Raw genomic sequence first — 16,195 nt, forward strand, 5'->3', positions numbered from 1 at the left:
GCAAAACGAGTCCATCCGCTAGTCTTGCTCACATCTGGAAGGGAGCCGTTCATGTTCGAATCCGCTGAAATCGATCACGCCATCGACAAAGAAACCTACGACGCCGAAGTTCCGGCCCTGCGCGAAGCCTTGCTTGAAGCGCAATTCGAGTTGCGACAGCAAAGCCGCTTTCCGGTGATCATCCTGATCAACGGCATCGAAGGCGCCGGCAAAGGCGAGACGGTCAAGTTGCTCAACGAGTGGATGGACCCGCGTCTGATCGAGGTCCGCACGTTCGATCAGCAAACCGACGAAGAACTGGCGCGACCTCCGGCCTGGCGTTATTGGCGGATGCTGCCGGCCAAGGGGCGCATGGGGATTTTTTTCGGCAACTGGTACAGCCAGATGCTCCAGGGCCGGGTCCATGGCGAGTTCAAGGACCCGCGTCTCGATCAAGCGATCAACGCTGCCGAACGCCTGGAAAAGATGCTTTGCGATGAAGGCGCGCTGATCGTCAAATTCTGGTTTCACCTCTCCAAGAAACAGATGAAGGCGCGGCTCAAGGCGCTGGCCGACGACCCCTTGCACAGCTGGCGCATCAGCCCGCTGGACTGGCAGCAATCGGAAACCTACGACCGCTTCGTCAAGTTCGGTGAGCGGGTCTTGCGTCGCACCAGTCGAGACTACGCGCCGTGGCATGTGGTCGCCGGAATGGACGCACGCTATCGCAGCCTGGTGGTCGGAAAGATTCTGCTCGACAGTCTGAACGGTGCCTTGAAGCGGCCCAAGATCCATCCGGAAAAAGTCAGCGCCGCGCCGGTATTCCCCAGCGTCGACCAAGTGAACCTGCTCGACAGTCTGGACCTGACACTGAACCTGAGCAAAAACGATTACGAAGAACAGTTGGTGACCGAACAGGCGCGGCTGTCCGGGCTTATGCGCGACAAACGCATGCGCCGGCACGCGCTGGTGGCGGTGTTCGAGGGCAATGACGCGGCAGGCAAGGGCGGTGCTATTCGGCGCGTGGCCGCCGCGCTCGACCCGCGCCAGTACAACATCGTGCCGATTGCCGCGCCCACCGAAGAAGAGCGGGCGCAGCCGTATCTTTGGCGCTTCTGGCGACACCTGCCGATGCGGGGCAAGTTCACCGTGTTCGATCGCTCCTGGTATGGCCGGGTGCTGGTGGAGCGCATCGAAGGCTTTTGCAGCCCGGCGGACTGGCTGCGCGCCTACAGTGAAATCAACGATTTCGAAGAGCAGGTCAGCGATGCCGGGGTGGTCGTGGTCAAGTTCTGGCTGGCCATCGACAAGCAGACGCAATTGGAGCGTTTTCAGGAGCGCGAAGAAATCCCCTTCAAGCGTTTCAAAATCACCGAGGATGATTGGCGCAATCGCGAAAAGTGGGATGACTATCGCGCTGCCGTCGGCGACATGGTCGACCGCACCAGCACAGAGATCTCGCCGTGGACGCTGATCGAAGCCAATGACAAGCGCTGGGCGCGGGTCAAGGTCTTGCGCACGATCAATCACGCGCTGGAAGAAGCGTTTGAAAAGTCCGACAAACACGCGAAGAAGGATAACAAGGACAAGAAGTGAGTCGATGGTTGCGCATACGCGGGGTGAATGATTGTCGCAGTCGGTAATTGGGTGGGCTTATGCTCGGACCACTCTCAACCGATAACAACAATGAGGTATGCCATGCGTGAAGTGGTGATCGTCGACAGCGTACGGACCGGCCTGGCCAAATCCTTTCGCGGCAAGTTCAACCAGACCCGTCCGGACGACATGGCGGCGCACTGCGTCAACGCTCTGTTGGCGCGCACCGGCATCGACCCGGCCAGTGTTGAGGATTGCATCGTCGGCGCCGGCTCCAATGAAGGCGCGCAGGGCTACAACATCGGTCGCAACGTTGCCGTGCTGTCGCGCCTGGGCATCGGCACGGCCGGCATGACCCTCAACCGTTTTTGCTCATCAGGCTTGCAGGCCATCGCCATCGCTGCCAACCAGATCGCTTCGGGTTGCAGCGACATCATCGTCGCCGGTGGCGTCGAGTCGATCAGCCTGACCATGAAAAGCGTCAACACCGACAACCTGATCAACCCGCTGCTCAAGGAGCAGGTGCCGGGCATCTATTTCCCGATGGGCCAGACCGCTGAAGTCGTCGCGCGCCGTTACAACGTCAGCCGCGAAGAACAGGATCTGTACGCCCTGCAAAGTCAGCAGCGTACTGCACAAGCGCAGGCCGCCGGTTTGTTCGATGATGAAATCGTACCGATGTCGGTGAAATACCGCGTTGAGGACAAAGCCACTGGTCAGGTGCAGATCCTCGACGGCATCGTCGATCGCGATGACTGCAACCGCCCGGACACCACGCTGCAAAGTCTGGCCGGCCTGAATCCGGTGTTCGCCGAGGATGGCTCGGTGACGGCGGGTAACTCGTCGCAATTGTCCGACGGCGCTTCCATGACATTAGTGATGAGCCTGGAAAAAGCCCTGGCACTGGGCTTGAAGCCGAAAGCGTTCTTCCGTGGTTTTACCGTGGCGGGCTGCGAACCGGATGAAATGGGTATCGGCCCGGTGTTTTCAGTGCCGAAACTGCTCAAGGCCAAGGGCTTGCAGGTGGGCGACATTGATCTCTGGGAACTCAACGAGGCCTTCGCTTCGCAGTGCCTGTACGCGCGCAATCGACTGGAAATCGACAACGAAAAATACAACGTCAACGGCGGTTCTATCTCCATCGGTCACCCGTTCGGCATGACCGGTTCGCGTCAGGTCGGGCACATCGTGCGTGAGTTGCAGCGGCGTAACCTGCGCTACGGCATCGTGACGATGTGTGTGGGAGGCGGGATGGGGGCTACCGGCTTGTTTGAGGCGGTGCGGTAACTGCCCAGGATTTTTAGCGACTGTTCAATAGCTATCGCGGGCAAGCCCGCTCCCACAGTGTTTAGCGGCGATCACAAATTTTGTATACGCCACAAAACCTGTGGGAGCGGGCTTGCCCGCGATGCAGGCGCCGCGATTTAAGGACAATTGCTCAAATTCTGCATCCGCTCAATGTAAGCCTGAACCTCCCGCGCCGCTGCCTCGGCACTCTCAAACGGCCCCTCCAGGGTGTTTTCCCGGGTGCTGAAATACAACTCCCCGTTCACCCGACATAACCGGTCGCTGCGAAAGTGCAGGGCGGGGGCGTTATCCTGGGCACGCATGCCGTACATGGCGGTCTCCTGAAACATTCCTGATGTGGATCCAATCAGCTTATGCAAGAACCACTTGCGGCGCCCGGCGATCCGATCGACGGCACATCGCCAATTTAACGTTGCGACCTGCACAGTTTCATTCGCGGCCAGAGGCCAACTGTCCCTGTGTGCTTCACGCGGGTGCGCCTAGAATGGCGGTTCAAGTCATCGGGTTGCGGGGTTTGCATGCACATTTCATCGGGTCGCTGGGTTTACGGACTTTTCCTGGCCTTGCTGACCGCGCTGCTGTGGGGAATCCTGCCCATCAAACTCAAACAAGTCCTGATGGTGATGGACCCGGTGACGGTGACCTGGTTTCGCCTGATGGTGTCCGGCAGTTGTCTGTTCATCTATCTGGCGGCCACCAAGCGCCTGCCGAGTCGCAAAGTGCTCGGCCCGCGAGGCGGCTGGCTGGTGCTGATGGCGGTGCTCGGCCTGGTGGGCAACTACGTGCTTTATTTGATGGGCCTGAACCTGCTCAGCCCCGGCACCGCGCAACTGGTGGTGCAGATGGGGCCGATCATGCTGTTGATCGCCAGTGTGTTTGTGTTCAAGGAGCGTTTCAGCCTGGGGCAGGGCATTGGCTTGCTGGTGCTGCTGATCGGTTTCGTCCTGTTTTTCAATCAGCGCCTGGCCGAGTTGCTGACGTCATTGAGCGATTACACCGCCGGCGTCCTGCTGGTGTTGTTGGCGTCCACGGTCTGGACCTTCTATGCCTTGGGCCAGAAGCAACTGCTGACGGTGTGGAATTCGTTGCAGGTGATGATGGTGATCTACCTGTTCTGCGGATTATTGCTGACGCCGTGGGTGCATCCGCTCGAAGCGCTGCAATTGAACCCGTTGCAAGGCTGGTTGCTGCTGGCGTGCTGCATGAACACCTTGATTGCCTATGGCGCGTTTGCCGAAGCGCTGGCGCATTGGGAAGCGTCGCGGGTGAGTGCAACGCTGGCGATCACGCCGTTGGTGACATTCGGCGCCGTTGCCTTGGCCGCCTGGTGGTGGCCGGAATATGTACATGCCGAGACCATCAATGGCCTGGGGTATGGCGGGGCGATATTGGTGGTGTTGGGGTCGGCGCTGGTGGCGTTGGGGCCTTCGTTGATTGCCGGGTTGAAGGCGCGGAAGTTGCGGATGGCTTGAAGATCAAAGGATCGCAGCCTGCGGCAGCTCCTACAGGAATACGCGTGTCCCGTAGGAGCTGCCGAAGGCTGCGATCTTTTTGCTTGACTACAAATCTCAGCCCTTTGCCCCAGCCTCCAGCATATTCTCCGGCCGCACCCATTCATCAAACTCTTCATCAGTCAGATATCCCAACTGAAGAGCAGCCTCACGCAAGGTCAGCCCTTCGGCGTAGGCCTTCTTGGCAATCTCCGCCGATTTGTCATAACCGATGTGCGGGTTCAGCGCCGTCACCAGCATCAAGCCTTGCTCCAGATGCTCAGCCATTTTCCCGGCATCCGGTTCCAGGCCGGCGATGCAGTGCTGTTGGAAGTTGCTGCAACCGTCGCCCAGCAGGCGGATCGATTGCAGCAGATTGTGAATGATCACCGGTTTGAACACGTTCAGCTGCAAATGGCCCTGGCTCGCAGCGAAGCCGATGGCGACGTCGTTACCCAACACTTGGCAGGCAAGCATCGACAGCGCCTCGCACTGGGTCGGGTTGACCTTGCCGGGCATGATCGAACTGCCGGGTTCGTTGGCAGGCAGTTTCACTTCGGCGAAGCCGGCACGTGGCCCTGACCCCAGTAGACGCAAGTCGTTGGCGATTTTCATCAGGGTCACGGCGAGGGTTTTCAGGGCGCCGGACAACGTCGTCAGCGGCTCGTGCCCGGCCAATGCCGCGAACTTGTTCGGCGCGGTAATGAACGGCAGGCCGGAAAGCGCGGCCAGTTCGGCGGCGATGGCTTCACCGAAACCGTGGGGTGAATTCAGCCCGGTGCCGACCGCGGTACCGCCCTGCGCCAGCTCACACACCGCTGGCAGGGCGCTGCGAATGGCCCGCTCGGCGTAATCGAGTTGCGCTATGAAGGCTGAAACCTCCTGGCCGAAGGTGATCGGCGTGGCGTCCATCATGTGCGTGCGGCCGGTCTTGACCAGCTTCATGTGACGCGCCGACAACTCGGCCAGTCCGCCCGACAGTTCACTGATTGCCGGCAGCAACTGATGCTGCACGGCTTGCACGGTGGCGATGTGCATGGCGGTGGGGAAGCAGTCGTTGGAACTCTGGGAGCGGTTGACGTGATCGTTGGGGTGCACCGGCGACTTGCCGCCACGCGGGTTGCCGGCCAGTTCATTGGCACGCCCGGCAATCACTTCGTTGACGTTCATGTTGCTCTGGGTGCCACTGCCGGTTTGCCAAACCACCAGCGGAAACTGATCGTCGTGCTGACCGTCGAGCACTTCATCCGCCGCCTGTTCGATCAGCCGGGCGATGTCGGCCGGCAGATCGCCGTTGCGGTCGTTGACTCGTGCCGCCGCTTTCTTGATCAGCGCCAGGCCGTGCAGCACCGCCAGCGGCATGCGTTCGTTGCCGATGGCAAAGTTGACCAGCGAGCGTTGCGTCTGAGCGCCCCAGTAGGCTTCTTCCGGGACTTCAACCTGGCCCAGGCTGTCGGTTTCAATACGGCTCATCGGTCACACTCCTGTAGGTCTGTTTGCGCAGTTTAGGCCGTGATCGCCGGCCGGGGTTCCATCAGTCTCGATTCTGCCCATTGAAGCCCTCTAAATCAGGCGCGACAAGGGTTGGGGTTGAGTGACACACTTTTTTAGGCGCAGAATGGTCGTCCTTGGGGTTTTACCTCGCCTGCTAGAAAAGGAAACTCGATGACTCGTCTTCGTGCCATCTGTACCGCGGTTGCATTGGTTTGTGCCAGCGGCCAGGTTTTTGCCGATACCGCCAGCCACAACGCCAGTGCCGAGGCTTTCCTGACCCTGGCGCATGCTGACAAATTGGGCACTCCGGTGTACATGCAGGTTCAGCAGATGTTCGCCCAGCGCTTCCAGCAAACCAAAGCCCCGGAATCGAAAAAAGCCGTACTGGAAACCTACCAGGCCAAGGCCAACGCCGCGCTGGACCAAGCCATTGGCTGGAACAAGCTGAAGCCGGACATGGTCAAGCTCTACACCACCAACTTCACTGAATCCGAGCTCAAGGACCTGGTTGCGTTCTACCAGTCGCCACTGGGCAAGAAAGTCCTGGAAAAAATGCCGCAGCTGACCCAGCAATCGGCCCAGATGACCCAGGCCAAGCTGGAAAGCGCGGTGCCTGTGGTCAACAAACTGCTGGCTGACATGACTGCCGAGCTGGAGCCGAAAGGCGCCGCCGCGCCAGCCAAGAAAAAGCCTTAAGCGGAGTTCGGTATGACCATGCAACAACGCATCGAATCGACGCTGGGCCTGCTTCAGCCCCAGCACCTTCAGGTGCTGGATGAAAGCCACATGCACAGCCGCGGGTTACAGACGCACTTCAAGGCCGTGGTCGTCAGTGAGCAGTTCGAAGGCCTGAACCGGGTCAAGCGCCACCAGAAAGTCTACGGCACGCTCGGCGAGCTGATGGGCGAGTTTCATGCGTTGGCGCTGCATACCTACACGCCCGAAGAATGGGCACAGATCGACGCGGCCCCGGCCTCGCCAACCTGTGCTGGCGGCAGTAAGCATTAAGCTCAAAAGATCGCAGCCTGCGCCAGCGCCTACAGGAATACGCATTCCCATGTAGGCGCTGCCGCAGGCTGCGATCTTTTTTGTTAGAATGCCCAACGCGCCGCTTACCCGGCGCGTTTTTTTTCGCATCCGGTTCACCCCTTACGAGGGTAGCCACCTGGAGATTTACCCATGACACAACAGATTGTCGTGGCGGCACTGTATAAGTTCGTCACCCTGGAAGATTACGTTGCCCTGCGCGAGCCCCTGCTGCAAGCGATGGTCGATAACGGCATCAAAGGCACGCTGCTGATCGCCGAAGAAGGCATCAACGGCACCGTGTCCGGCAGCCGCGAAGGCATTGACGGGCTGATGGCCTGGCTGAAGAACGATCCGCGCATGGACGACATCGACCACAAAGAGTCGTACTGCGACGAACAGCCGTTCTACCGCACCAAAGTCAAACTCAAGAAAGAAATCGTCACCCTCGGCGTCGATGGTGTGGACCCGAACAAAAAGGTCGGCACTTACGTTGATCCGCAGGACTGGAACGCGTTGATCAGCGATCCGGAAGTGCTGCTCATCGATACCCGTAACGATTACGAAGTTTCGATCGGCACCTTCGAAGGCGCCATCGACCCGAAAACCACCAGTTTTCGCGAATTCCCCGATTACATCAAAGCCAACTTCGACCCGGCCGTGCACAAGAAAGTCGCGATGTTCTGCACCGGCGGCATTCGTTGCGAGAAGGCCTCGAGCTACATGCTCAGCGAAGGCTACGGTGAGGTCTATCACCTCAAGGGCGGCATCCTGAAGTACCTCGAAGAGGTGCCACAGGAAGAAACCAAGTGGCAGGGCGACTGTTTTGTGTTCGATAACCGCGTGACCGTTCGCCACGACCTGAGCGAAGGCGACTACGATCAATGTCATGCCTGCCGCACACCGGTCAGCGTTGAAGATCGCGCTTCCGAGCACTACGTGGCCGGTATCAGTTGCCCGCATTGCTGGGACAAACTGAGCGAGAAAACCCGCCGCAGTGCCATCGATCGGCAAAAGCAGATCGAACTGGCCAAGGCACGCAACATGCCCCACCCAATCGGTTACAACTACAAGCAAGCATCCTCCGAGGCCTGAACCATGTCTGCGCGCCTGCTCTATGTGATGGACCCTATGTGTTCCTGGTGCTGGGGCTTTGCTCCGGTCGCAAACGCATTGGTAGAGCAGGCGGCCGCCGCCGGTGTGGACGTGCATCTGGTGGTGGGCGGTTTGCGCACCGGCAGTGGTTCGGCGCTGGAACCGACCACCCGGCGCTACATCCTTGAACACTGGCAGGCAGTCACCGAGACCACCGGCCAGCCGTTCAAGCGCGAAGGCGCGTTGCCTGACGGTTTTGTCTACGACACCGAACCCGCCTGTCGGGCACTGGTGACGGCGCGCAACCTGGCGCCCGATTGTGCGTGGAAGCTGCTCGGGCTGATTCAGCAGGCGTTTTATGCCGAAGGTCGTGATGTCACCCGCGCCAGCGTCCTGGTGGAGTTGGCAGAACAGGCCGGCTTGCCACGTATCGAATTCGCCGCCGCGTTCGACCGTGCCGATACGCACGCCGCGACCGCTGCTGATTTCACCTGGGTCCAGGACCTGGGTATTGCCGGTTTCCCAACCTTGCTGGCTGAGCGAAACGGCCAATTGGCGTTGCTGACCAATGGCTATCAGCCGTTGAGCGAGTTGTCCCCGCTGCTCGGCCGCTGGCTGGAGCGCGCTGCCTGTGCATGACCTGCCTGACGAAGCCGCAACCGCTAAACGTGTCGACCGCTTGAGCTGGGCGGAAATCCGTCGCCTGGCCCTCCATCACAAGAAATCCCTGTGGATCGCCAACGGTGTGGCCGTATTGGCGACGCTGTGCAGCGTTCCGATCCCGTTGCTATTGCCGTTGCTGGTGGACGAAGTGCTGTTGGGGCACGGCGATGCTGCGCTGAAAATCATGAACCTTGCGCTGCCTGAGGTTTGGCAAAAAGCGGCGGGTTACATCGGCCTGATGCTGGTAGTGACCCTGGCCCTGCGTTGCGCGGCGTTGCTGTTCAACGTGCTTCAGGCGCGATTGTTCGCCGCACTGGCCAAAGACATCGTCTACCGCATTCGCATCCGCCTGATCGAACGCCTCAAGCGCATCTCGCTGGGGGAATACGAAAGCCTGGGCAGCGGCACGGTGACCACGCACTTGGTCACCGACCTGGACACGCTGGACAAATTCGTCGGAGAAACCCTCAGCCGTTTCCTCGTGGCCATGCTGACCCTGGTCGGCACCGCCGGGATTCTGATGTGGATGCATTGGAAACTGGCGCTGCTGATTTTGCTGTTCAACCCGCTGGTGATCTACGCCACGGTGCAGTTGGGCAAACGGGTCAAACACCTGAAAAAGCTCGAGAACGACAGCACTTCGCGGTTCACCCAGGCGTTGACTGAAACCCTCGATGCCATCCAGGAAGTGCGGGCCGGCAACCGCCAAGGGTTTTTCCTCGGTCGTTTGGGGCTGCGCGCCAGGGAAGTTCGCGATTACGCGGTCAACTCGCAGTGGAAAACCGATGCTTCGAACCGTGCCAGCGGTTTGCTGTTCCAGTTCGGCATCGATATTTTCCGCGCCGCCGCCATGCTCACCGTGCTGTTCTCCGACCTGTCCATCGGCCAGATGCTCGCGGTATTCAGCTACCTGTGGTTCATGATTGGCCCGGTCGAACAACTGCTGAACCTGCAATACGCCTATTACGCGGCGGGCGGTGCGCTGTCGCGAATCAATGAATTGCTCTCGCGCGCCGATGAGCCGCAATACCCCAATGGCGTCGATCCGTTCGCCGGCCGCGAGACCGTGGGCATCGAAGTTCAGGGTTTGAGTTTCGGTTATGGCGACGAATTGGTGTTGAACCAGATGGACCTGTCCATCGCCCCCGGAGAGAAGGTCGCCATCGTCGGCGCCAGCGGGGGCGGCAAGAGCACGTTGGTGCAACTGCTGTTGGGCTTGTACACGCCGCTGGCCGGGACCATTCGTTTTGGCGGCTCGACCCAGCAAGAGATCGGGCTGGAAACGGTGCGGGAAAATGTCGCGGTGGTTCTTCAGCATCCGGCATTGTTCAATGACACCGTACGCGCCAACTTGACCATGGGCCGCGACCGCAGCGACGAGGCTTGCTGGCAGGCGCTGGAAATCGCCCAGTTGCACGCCACCATCCGCGATTTGCCCAATGGCCTGGACAGCATCGTCGGGCGTTCCGGCGTGCGGTTGTCCGGCGGGCAGCGCCAGCGTCTGGCGATTGCGCGGATGGTCCTGGCTGAACCGAAAGTGGTCATCCTCGACGAGGCCACCTCCGCGCTGGACGCCGCTACCGAATACAACCTGCATCAGGCACTGGCGCGATTCCTCAGCAATCGGACCACGTTGATCATCGCCCACCGGCTTTCGGCGGTGAAACAGGCTGACCGTGTGCTGGTATTCGACGGTGGGCAGATTGCCGAAGATGGCGATCACCAACAGTTGATCGCCGACGGTGGCTTATACGCCAAGTTGTATGGTCATTTGCAACAAATGTAAGCCTTGAGGCCAAGTGAATGAACGCTGTTTGAAGCGTATTTGAAGCCCCACAACAAGAACATCGTCACCGGCGCCAATGGCCGGCCAGCCCCTCTCGGGCGAGGCTCGGCGCTTGCCGGGAACGCAATCGCGACCTAGTCTAGCTGGAGCGATTTCGTCCGGATGACGATCAAGCAGTGCTAATGCAAGGGACCTCATGAATCAAACGCGGACTCTCGGAACGCCACGGTTGTTGGGCATCGTCTGGCCATTTATTGCCGTTGTGCTGTTTCAAGCCTTGTTGGGTGGCGTTAGCCTTTATGTGCTGTCGGCGGTTCGCGGCTATGTTGCCGGCGAAAGCCTCTGGTCCAAGGGCCAGAAAGACGCCATTTATTATCTCAACCTCTATGCGGACAGCGGCGATGAAGCGATTTTTCGCAAATACCAGCACGCCATTTCCGTACCCCAGGGCGGGCATGAACTGCGCGTGGCACTGGATCAGCAGCCGCCCGACATCGAAGCGGCGCGCCTGGCGATTCTCAAGGGCGGCAACCACCCGGACGACGTGTCCAGCCTGATCTGGCTGTACCTCAATTTCCGCCACTTCAGTTACCTGGAAAAAGCCATCGACCTGTGGACGGTGGGTGACGCGTATCTGGTCAAACTCGATGACGTTGCGCGGGACATGCACCAGCACATCACCGCGAACCCGGCTTCCGAGGCGGATATCCTGCGCTGGAAAGAGCAGATTTTCGCGATCAATGATGAGGTGACCCCGGCGGCCAAAGCGTTCAGTGATGCGTTGGGCGAGGGGTCGCGGGTCATTCTTCGTCTCCTGCTGCTGACCAACCTCGCCACGGCGCTTGGCTTGATCGCGTTGGCGCTGATGCGCACCCATAAGTTGCTCAAGCAACGCCATGAGTTTGCCAATGCCCTGCAGCTGGAAAAAGACCGGGCGCAGATCACCCTGCAATCGATTGGCGACGGGGTCATTACGACGGATGTGGATGGCGCCATCGCCTACATGAATCCCGCCGCCGAGGCGTTGACTCACTGGAAAGCCGAGCAGGCAACGGGCTTGCCGCTCGCCGCGTTGTTCAATCTGCTGGATGAAAACGCGCAAGCCGATGGGTTTACCTTGATTGAGCGCATCCTCAGCGGGCAGCTCAGCGGTGGCAGCGAACATTCAAAACTGATTCAACGCCTCGATGGCAGTACGGTTTCCGTCACGCTGGTGGGCGCGCCCATCAGCAACGCCGGCAAGGTTAGCGGCACGGTGCTGGTCTTGCACGACATGACCCAGGAGCGGCAATACATTGCCAACCTGTCCTGGCAGGCCACCCATGACGCCTTGACCGGCCTCGCCAACCGCCGCGAGTTCGAGTATCGCCTGGAGCAGGCGCTGCACAACCTGACGCGGCAGTCGGGGCGGCATGCCCTGATGTTTCTCGATCTGGACCAGTTCAAACTGGTCAACGATACCTGCGGTCACGCCGCGGGCGATGAATTGCTGCGGCATATCTGCGCGCTGCTGCAATCGGGGCTTCGCGAAGGCGATACCCTGGCCCGACTGGGTGGCGACGAGTTCGGTATCCTCCTGGAAAACTGCGGGCTTGAGGCTGCCGAAAAAATTGCCGAGACGTTGCGCCAGACCGTGCAGAACCTGCACTTTGTCTGGAAGGGCCGGCCATTCGTGACCACTGTGAGTATCGGCCTGGTGCATGTTGCGCAGAATCCGACCACCCTCGAAGCTTCGCTGCGTGCTGCCGACATGGCGTGCTACATGGCCAAGGAGAAGGGCCGCAATCGGGTGCAGGTCTATCATCCCGACGATTCGGAACTGTCCCTGCGCTTCGGCGAAATGGCCTGGGTGCAGCGCCTGCACATGGCTCTGGAAGAAGACCGCTTCTGTCTGTACGCGCAGGAAATCGCGCCACTGGGCATCGACTTGGGCGGCGGACACATCGAAATTCTGCTGCGCTTGCACGATGAAGCCGGGCGCATGATCCTGCCCGACAGTTTTATCCCGGCGGCCGAACGTTATGGCCTGATGAGTACGATCGATCGTTGGGTCGTGCAGAACGTGTTCAAGATCATTGCCCAATGCCGCGCCGAGCGCCATCACGGGCCGCTGGCCATGTGTGCGATCAATCTGTCAGGCACGACCATTGGCGATGAGGCATTTCTCGACTTCTTGCGCGAACAATTCGTTACGTATTCAATTCCAGCTGAAATGATTTGTTTTGAAATCACAGAAACCAGCGCGATTTCCAATCTCGGCAGCGCAATCAGATTCATTAATGAACTCAAAGGCTTAGGCTGCCTGTTTTCCCTGGACGACTTTTGCGCCGGGATGTCCTCATTCGCGTACCTGAAACATTTGCCTGTAGACTTCCTGAAGATCGACGGGAGTTTTGTAAAGGATATGCTGGACGACCCGATTAACCGCGCCATGGTCGAGGTGATCAATCACATCGGCCATGTCATGGGTAAGCGTACGATTGCCGAGTTTGTCGAAACGCCTCAGATCGAGCAGGCATTGCTGGAGATCGGGGTGGATTATGCTCAAGGGTATGTCATTGAACGCCCGCAACTGTTTACCTGCGATAGCCTCCAAAGTCGTCCTGCCAGGCCTCAGCCTTTGTTGTTCAAGGCCCCTGGCACATTCCGTTGAAATCTCTCGCTGATCTAATAATCACAATCAAAAGGAGCTCGACAGTGATCGACACATTCAACAGAACCGGACCACTCATGGAAGCTGCAAGTTATCCTGCCTGGGCCCAGCGCCTGATTCAGGACTGCAGCGAGAGTAAGCGCCGGGTTGTCGAACACGAACTGTATCAGCGCATGCGAGACAACAAACTCAGCGCAAAAACCATGCGTCAGTACCTGATAGGTGGCTGGCCGGTGGTCGAACAGTTCGCGTTATACATGGCACAAAACCTCACCAAGACCCGTTTTGCCCGCCACCCCGGTGAGGACATGGCGCGGCGCTGGCTGATGCGCAACATTCGTGTCGAATTGAACCACGCCGATTACTGGCTGAACTGGAGCCGTGCGCACGGCGTCAGCCTGGAAGATCTGCAGGCGCAACAGGTTCCCCCTGAACTTCATGCGCTGAGTCATTGGTGCTGGCATACCAGTTCAGCGGATTCGCTGATCGTCGCCATTGCTGCCACCAACTACGCCATTGAAGGCGCGACCGGCGAATGGTCGGCGCTGGTTTGTTCCAATGGCGTGTACGCTGCCTCGTTCCCTGAGGAAGAGCGCAAGCGTGCAATGAAGTGGCTGAAGATGCATGCCCAGTACGACGATGCCCACCCGTGGGAAGCGCTGGAAATCATCTGCACCCTGGCCGGCATGAACCCGAGCAAAGCGCTGCAAGTGGAACTGCGTCAGGCGGTGTGCAAAAGCTACGACTACATGTACCTGTTCCTGGAGCGCTGCATGCAGCTTGAACTGGCGGAGAAAGTCCCCGTAGCCCGTGAGCGACTGGAACTGGCTGAAAGCTGATTTAACGGTCACGCAATAAAAACTGTGGGAGCGAGCCTGCTCGCGATAGCGTTGCGTCATTCGACATCATCATCGACTGACACACCCTCATCGCGAGCAAGCTCGCTCCCACATTGTTTTGGGTTGCGGGATGAAAATCAGCCCGCCATCGCCAACCGGTTCCGCCCCTCGCGCTTGGCCACATACAGCGCATTATCGGCGCGTCGCAGCAAACTCTCGGCAGACTCGCCCGGCAGCAGGGTCGAGCAACCGAGGCTGACCGTCAGCTCGATCGAGCGTCCATCGGCAAGGTATTCCTCGGTCTGCGCAGCAAACCGCAGGCGCTCACCGACCAGGGCCGCAGCCTCGCGGCTGGTGTTCGACAACAAGATCAAAAACTCTTCACCGCCAAAACGAAACACCATGTCGACATTGCGCAGCTGACGTTTGATCGACGTGGCCACGGCTTTGAGCACGTCATCGCCGGCGCTGTGGCCATGGGTATCGTTGATCAGCTTGAAATGGTCGATGTCCAGCATCAGCAACGACAACGGTTGCAGGTGACGCCGTGACAGCTCGATTTCCCGTTGCAGCGTTTGATCCATCGCGATGCGGTTGCCGGTGTCGGTCAACGGATCGCGCAGGGCACTTTGGGTGGCGGCGCGGTACAGCAGGGTATTGCGCATCGGGTACAGCAGCGCCGCCAGCAACGACTCAAGGTTGCCTTGTTCTTGCTCGCTGAAACGCTGGTTGCGACGAAACACCAACTCACCCAGGTGTTCACCCTCGTGGCTGAGGCTGTAACTGATTGAGTGGTGGCCGCGCAGGCCGAACTCCAGGCGCAGGTCGCTGCTCTTGTGCTCGTAGCTCAAGGCATCCAGCGGGACCAGGCGCTGAATCTCGCGGAAGAACAAGCCAAGAATACGTTGGGGTTCAAGACTGGTTTGCAGCTGCATGCTCAATTGCTGGCGCAGTTTGGACAGGCTGATGGGCCTTTCCGGAGAGGGTTGCTGCTGACCAAAGCCCAGGCGTTGCAATTTGGCGCTATCAAAGTCAATTGCGCTGGTCTGGGAAGGTGATTTCATATGGCGTGCGCCCTTGAGCAGTAAGACTGTCTTACAAGCTGGGTGAGAGCGGCTTTGGGCTGCGCGTCGTACTGGTCCGTCAGTCCCGTAGGACATTTCGTACAAGTTTAATCTGCTTTGTACAAGATTAGGAGACTGTCGACTCCCGCTCCGCCCGGTTCGCGTTCACTTGGTTTGTATGAAGAACTGCAGAGCGAAAGTCGTGCCATTTTCGAAGAGTTTGGTAAAAGCGTTATAAATCAAATAATTGGTAGTTATTTTGGCGGCGGGGTCAAACTCTGCGACATTAGTTTGACTGGTATTTCACTGCGCCTTGAGTGCCGCGACGGGAAGTCGGCGCGGCACAAAAGCGACGTACGGCATTACTGGGCGTTGAAAGCCTGCCCGTTGATGCCCGTGCTGTCCGGACCCATCAGGTACAGGTAGACCGGCATGATCTCTTCGGGCGTCGGATTGTTCAGCGGGTTTTCACCCGGATAAGCCTGGGCGCGCATGCTGGTGCGGGTGGCACCCGGGTTGATGCTGTTGGAGCGTACGGGCGCCACGGTGTCGACTTCGTCCGCCAGGGTTTGCATCAAGCCTTCGGTGGCAAACTTGGAAACCCCGTAAGCGCCCCAGTACGCGCGGCCCTTGCGCCCGACACTGCTGGAGGTGAACACCACCGAGGCATCCTGGGACAACTTGAGCAGTGGCAGCAGCGTACTGGTGAGCATGAACATCGCGTTGACGTTGACTTGCATGACACGCATGAAGTTCTCGCCCGACAGCTGTTCGATCGGCGTGCGCGGCCCAATGATCGACGCGTTGTGCAGCAGGCCGTCGAGGTGGCCGAATTCGGTTTCAATCATCGCGGCCAGCTCATCGTATTGATGGGGCAGGGCGGTTTCCAGATTGAACGGGATCACGGCCGGTTGCGGGTGCCCCGCGGCTTCGATTTCGTCGTAGACCTGCGTCAGGTTGGCTTCGGTCTTGCCCAGCAACAGCACGGTGGCGCCGTGGGCAGCGTAGGTTTTTGCCGCGGCAGCGCCAATGCCACGACCAGCGCCGGTGACCAGAATGACCCGATCCTTGAGCAAGTCGGGGCGGGCGGAGTAATCAAACATAAAAACCTCAATCCATTAAAAGGCTGGAAAAGATCGCAGCCTGCGGCAGCTCCCACGCCGATTGCGGTTTCCTGTAGGAGTTGCCGAAGGCTGCGATTT

General features: G+C 59.2%; 14 protein-coding genes. 10 read left to right on the plus strand and 4 right to left on the minus strand.

Going from position 1 to position 16,195, the window contains the following annotated elements:
- Positions 1–51 precede the first annotated feature (51 nt).
- Both pap and KVG88_RS27490 read left to right on the plus strand, forming a co-directional pair.
- A complete protein-coding gene (pap, locus tag KVG88_RS27485) occupies positions 52–1,575 on the plus strand; it encodes a polyphosphate:AMP phosphotransferase (RefSeq protein ID WP_150704435.1) in 1,524 nt (507 codons plus the stop codon).
- Positions 1,576–1,677: 102 nt separating this feature from the next.
- A complete protein-coding gene (locus KVG88_RS27490) occupies positions 1,678–2,862 on the plus strand; it encodes a thiolase family protein (RefSeq protein ID WP_217873264.1) in 1,185 nt (394 codons plus the stop codon).
- A 137-nt stretch (positions 2,863–2,999) separates the two neighbouring features.
- Here the strand turns inward: KVG88_RS27490 and KVG88_RS27495 are convergent, their stop codons facing one another.
- A complete protein-coding gene (locus tag KVG88_RS27495; protein WP_150704433.1) occupies positions 3,000–3,194 on the minus strand; it encodes a DUF6316 family protein in 195 nt (64 codons plus the stop codon).
- Positions 3,195–3,401: 207 nt separating this feature from the next.
- Between KVG88_RS27495 and KVG88_RS27500 the strand changes: the two genes are divergently transcribed.
- Positions 3,402–4,355, plus strand: coding sequence for a DMT family transporter (locus KVG88_RS27500; RefSeq protein ID WP_150704432.1), 954 nt, complete (start codon positions 3,402–3,404; stop codon positions 4,353–4,355).
- Positions 4,356–4,451: 96 nt separating this feature from the next.
- Here the strand turns inward: KVG88_RS27500 and KVG88_RS27505 are convergent, their stop codons facing one another.
- The gene (locus tag KVG88_RS27505) at positions 4,452–5,846 is read right to left on the minus strand and encodes a class II fumarate hydratase (protein ID WP_217873265.1); all 1,395 of its coding nucleotides are present in this window, start codon (positions 5,844–5,846) and stop codon (positions 4,452–4,454) included.
- 192 nt (positions 5,847–6,038) lie between these two features.
- Between KVG88_RS27505 and KVG88_RS27510 the strand changes: the two genes are divergently transcribed.
- From KVG88_RS27510 to KVG88_RS27540, 7 genes are all read left to right on the plus strand, one after another.
- A complete protein-coding gene (locus KVG88_RS27510) occupies positions 6,039–6,563 on the plus strand; it encodes a DUF2059 domain-containing protein (RefSeq protein ID WP_150704430.1) in 525 nt (174 codons plus the stop codon).
- 12 nt (positions 6,564–6,575) lie between these two features.
- A complete protein-coding gene (locus KVG88_RS27515) occupies positions 6,576–6,875 on the plus strand; it encodes a BolA family protein (RefSeq protein ID WP_150704429.1) in 300 nt (99 codons plus the stop codon).
- A 171-nt stretch (positions 6,876–7,046) separates the two neighbouring features.
- Positions 7,047–7,988, plus strand: a complete 942-nt coding sequence (gene trhO, locus KVG88_RS27520) for an oxygen-dependent tRNA uridine(34) hydroxylase TrhO (RefSeq protein ID WP_150704428.1) — start codon at positions 7,047–7,049, stop codon at positions 7,986–7,988.
- 36 nt (positions 7,989–8,024) lie between these two features.
- The gene (locus KVG88_RS27525; protein WP_191630528.1) at positions 8,025–8,627 is read left to right on the plus strand and encodes a DsbA family protein; all 603 of its coding nucleotides are present in this window, start codon (positions 8,025–8,027) and stop codon (positions 8,625–8,627) included.
- Entirely contained in the window at positions 8,620–10,437 is a 1,818-nt protein-coding gene (locus KVG88_RS27530; protein WP_217873266.1) for an ABC transporter ATP-binding protein, read from the plus strand. Before KVG88_RS27525 ends, KVG88_RS27530 begins: the two co-directional genes overlap by 8 nt.
- Positions 10,438–10,633: 196 nt before the next feature.
- Positions 10,634–13,090, plus strand: coding sequence for an EAL domain-containing protein (locus KVG88_RS27535; RefSeq protein WP_150704425.1), 2,457 nt, complete (start codon positions 10,634–10,636; stop codon positions 13,088–13,090).
- A 77-nt stretch (positions 13,091–13,167) separates the two neighbouring features.
- Positions 13,168–13,929: an iron-containing redox enzyme family protein gene (locus KVG88_RS27540; RefSeq protein ID WP_225934179.1), complete on the plus strand. Its 762-nt coding sequence runs from the start codon at positions 13,168–13,170 to the stop codon at positions 13,927–13,929.
- 137 nt (positions 13,930–14,066) lie between these two features.
- On the opposite strand, the gene KVG88_RS27545 is transcribed toward KVG88_RS27540, so the two are convergent.
- A complete protein-coding gene (locus KVG88_RS27545) occupies positions 14,067–14,993 on the minus strand; it encodes a GGDEF domain-containing protein (RefSeq protein ID WP_150704423.1) in 927 nt (308 codons plus the stop codon).
- Positions 14,994–15,355: 362 nt separating this feature from the next.
- Positions 15,356–16,096: a YciK family oxidoreductase gene (locus tag KVG88_RS27550; protein WP_150704677.1), complete on the minus strand. Its 741-nt coding sequence runs from the start codon at positions 16,094–16,096 to the stop codon at positions 15,356–15,358.
- Between the last annotated feature and the right edge of the window lie 99 nt (positions 16,097–16,195).

The sequence above is a fragment of the Pseudomonas azerbaijanoccidentalis genome (assembly GCF_019145495.1).
Classification (GTDB): Bacteria; Pseudomonadota; Gammaproteobacteria; order Pseudomonadales; family Pseudomonadaceae; genus Aquipseudomonas; species Aquipseudomonas azerbaijanoccidentalis.